The sequence below is a fragment of the Candidatus Aquicultor sp. genome (assembly GCF_054640775.1).
The window spans coordinates 1-2,648 of the sequence record NZ_JBTSLF010000323.1 but is presented as its reverse complement, the minus strand read 5'-3'; the positions used below and the strand labels follow the sequence as shown (position 1 = coordinate 2,648).

6 protein-coding genes are annotated in these 2,648 nt (G+C 63.8%); all 6 read right to left on the bottom strand.

The features are described 5' to 3' along the window. Positions 1 to 202: hypothetical protein (locus ACYC56_RS14820; RefSeq protein ID WP_461374944.1), on the bottom strand; the 202-nt coding region annotated here is incomplete at its 3' end. Beyond that, entirely contained in the window at positions 202 to 1,110 is a 909-nt protein-coding gene (locus ACYC56_RS14815; RefSeq protein ID WP_461374943.1) for a hypothetical protein, read from the bottom strand. The genes ACYC56_RS14815 and ACYC56_RS14820, both read right to left, overlap by 1 nt. A gap of 436 nt (positions 1,111 to 1,546) precedes the next feature. Continuing rightward, positions 1,547 to 1,705, bottom strand: a complete 159-nt coding sequence (locus ACYC56_RS14810; RefSeq protein ID WP_461374942.1) for a hypothetical protein — start codon at positions 1,703 to 1,705, stop codon at positions 1,547 to 1,549. Between the two features lie 17 nt (positions 1,706 to 1,722). Further along, entirely contained in the window at positions 1,723 to 2,058 is a 336-nt protein-coding gene (locus ACYC56_RS14805) for a hypothetical protein (RefSeq protein WP_461374941.1), read from the bottom strand. Further along, complete coding sequence (locus tag ACYC56_RS14800) at positions 2,055 to 2,288, bottom strand: hypothetical protein (RefSeq protein ID WP_461374940.1); 234 nt, start codon at positions 2,286 to 2,288, stop codon at positions 2,055 to 2,057. Before ACYC56_RS14800 ends, ACYC56_RS14805 begins: the two co-directional genes overlap by 4 nt. Positions 2,289 to 2,420: 132 nt before the next feature. Further along, a partial coding sequence (locus ACYC56_RS14795; protein ID WP_461374939.1) for a hypothetical protein occupies positions 2,421 to 2,648 on the bottom strand: 228 nt, incomplete at its 5' end.

Sequence of the window (2,648 nt, the reverse complement as noted above, 5' to 3'; positions counted from 1 at the left end):
GCCCATCCGCCGCGGGAGCGGGCTTGAAGCGGTGCCAGTTAGAACCCACCGGCTCGGTCTGCTCGTAGCTGACGCCGTTCTCAGGGTGGTACTTCACCACGACGACCATCCCCGCTCCGGTGTGGCTGACGCCAGGGACAGGAGTGGTCTCGAGCTCGTCATTGCGGTTTCCACGGTCGAATCGATCCTGTGAGACGTACATTATTTAGCCGCCCTGTTCCTCGAGGCCACGACAGCCTGTGCCCTCTTGACATTAGCAGTGGCACGCTTGAGAGCGGTCTGATTTCCTGACCTGATGGCCCGCTGGCGAGCGGCGTTGGCCTCGTTCAGAGCATTGACCGCGGCCTGGTCATTACCGCCCTTGGCATTCATCACCACGCCCGGAGTCTTGGGAGCCACCGCGCCGGCATTGCCGTTCGATCCCACCAGGGCGCTGGTACCCGTAGCCTTTCCCTTACCCACGCCCGAGGCAGTCTGGGCTACCTGTGTGGCGTAGGTGATGGGGTCAACCTGTCCCCCTCCGGGGATGGCCGAGGAGACGGCTGCAGCGTTGCGGGCGTCCACGGTGGCCTGGGCCCGCTGCAGATTGTCAGTGGCGTTCTTGATGGCCTTGGCGTTGCCCGAAGCAAGGGCCTTGGAGAGAGCGACCTTGGCCTTCTCGAGTGCATCGACCGCGGCCTGGTCGGTGCCACCTCCGGGGTTCATCACGACTGCGCCGTTGGCGATCGTCGTACCCACCGGAGATCCTGTGGTTGAGGTTGTCGGAGTCGCAGGAGCAAGGGAGCCGACGCCCGGCTGGTACGGCATCCCCGTGAGAGGGTCGATGGCCCCGCCGCCTCCCCCCAGGGCACTGCCAGATCCAAAGCCACCGTATCCCCCGCCTGAGCCGGTGTCCGTGGGCGTAGAACTTAGACCCGTGGTGTCAGTCGGAGAGACGGCAGAGGCCCCCGTGGTAGGAGTGCTCGAGGTGGAGCGGTTGCGATACCACTTGTAGACGAGGTAGAGGGCGACACCACCGCCCACCGCGATGACCGGCTTGGGGACGCCATGAAACTTGCCCGAGAGAACCGAGCTCTTTTTGGCAGGTGCCTTCGGCTCTTCCTCGGCCATGACTAGCCTCCCTGACGGACCCAGTTGAAGGTCGGCTTAGGTGCAGTGGTGACACGGCCGCGACCGCCGCCAGTGCGAACCTTGATGGCGTTCGGAGTCACAAGAGCGGGGATCTTCTCAGCGATGGTGTAGGTCTCTCCCGGGACACCGTGGGGGATGGCGCCGGCGCCCGGAAGCACACGCGGACGACTGGACTTCACAACCGAGAACGTGGGGTACATGTCGGGAACTGCTCGAGAGTTTCCACTGGTAGGTCCCGGGGGAATCGCCATCGTGGTGCTCGGTCCTGGGGTAGCAATGGCCTGGGTTCCATACACGGCCTTGACGCGGTGGCTGAGGCCACCCGTGGCCCTGATGGGCGTGGAGGCCAGAGTGAACGCCGCAGCCGCAGCGCGGCCGGGCATACCCCGCGAGGTCAGGCGGATGGCGACGGCCATTAGGCAGCCTTTCCGATGAGCTGGTTGCCAGTGTTCTTCGAGAGACTGGTCACGCCGTTAAAGGCGGTGCTGGTGCCAACGGGGTGAAGGACGAGATCGGCCACAATGAGTCCGGTCACGATCAGCCCGACAGCGCTCCAAAATCCTGAGACTCGCATGGTGAAATCCTTTCCTTCTACGGAATACTAGCCGAAGTTGTTGACGCTCCGGGGGTGGATGTGGTGACACTAGAAGAAGTTGAGGCTGTCTTGCCAGTGGGGTTCACGAGGGCCGGAGCCACGTTCATGTAGGTGGCCACGACGTAGGCCCAGGCGGTCAGTGTGGCGGCTCGAGAGGCCCCTACGTTGTCCTTAGGGACGAGACCCAGGGCACCGAAGATGATGAAGGTGGCCAGGTAGTCAGCCGGCAGGGGAAGCCCCGCAACGGTGTGGTTCTTGGCCTTGCCAGTCAGGTCGCGCCAGGTGATGATCCCCACCTCAACCAGCCAGGCAGCGAAGACCCCGCCCATCACTTGCCCAGGATCGTGGTCGATCCCGCCGCCCCACTGGGGTAGAGAGGATACTGAGAGGGCGTGCTCGGCACAGGCGAGGTCGGATCAGCGGCCTTGTCCGGGCTACTGCCCTTGTAGCGTCCCGGCCACAGGAGATCGAAGAAGCCGGCGTTTTGACCCTGCAGTTGGCTCCAACCGTAGACGACCAGTTGGTATCCCGCGAAGACGATGACGCCGCTGACGGCGACCATCGTTACTTCCCGGTGACTGAGCCGGGCTGACCGATGCCCTTGCCGGGGACGAAGTGGTGGTAAACCCACACGGTTGCGATCCCGACAACGAAGCCGGTAGCGAACGGGTGCCTCTTCATATGTTTCCTTTCATCAACCTGGAAGTGACCAGCGCAGGAACGCCAGCCACGCGAGTGCAGCTACGGGCACCGCTACGGCCAGATGCCACGCCTCGACTCCCTCGTTGTCCGAGGAGGTCGGGGAGTTTTCCTGACCGTAGGCAGTCTGAGAGATCGTGGCCATCGGCCCCGCGAGCGATGGACCGAGCTTGGTGCGGCTCGTGTTACCGAGCCCACCAATGCCGAGGTTCAATCCGCCCAT

What these genes read in the sequence shown, in the direction of transcription:
- ACYC56_RS14810 (WP_461374942.1), bottom strand. Translation starts at nt 1,705, where the DNA reads ATGCGAGTCTCAGGATTTTGGAGCGCTGTCGGGCTGATCGTGACCGGA.
- ACYC56_RS14800 (WP_461374940.1), bottom strand. Translation starts at nt 2,288, where the DNA reads ATGGTCGCCGTCAGCGGCGTCATCGTCTTCGCGGGATACCAACTGGTC.
- ACYC56_RS14815 (WP_461374943.1), bottom strand. Translation starts at nt 1,110, where the DNA reads ATGGCCGAGGAAGAGCCGAAGGCACCTGCCAAAAAGAGCTCGGTTCTC.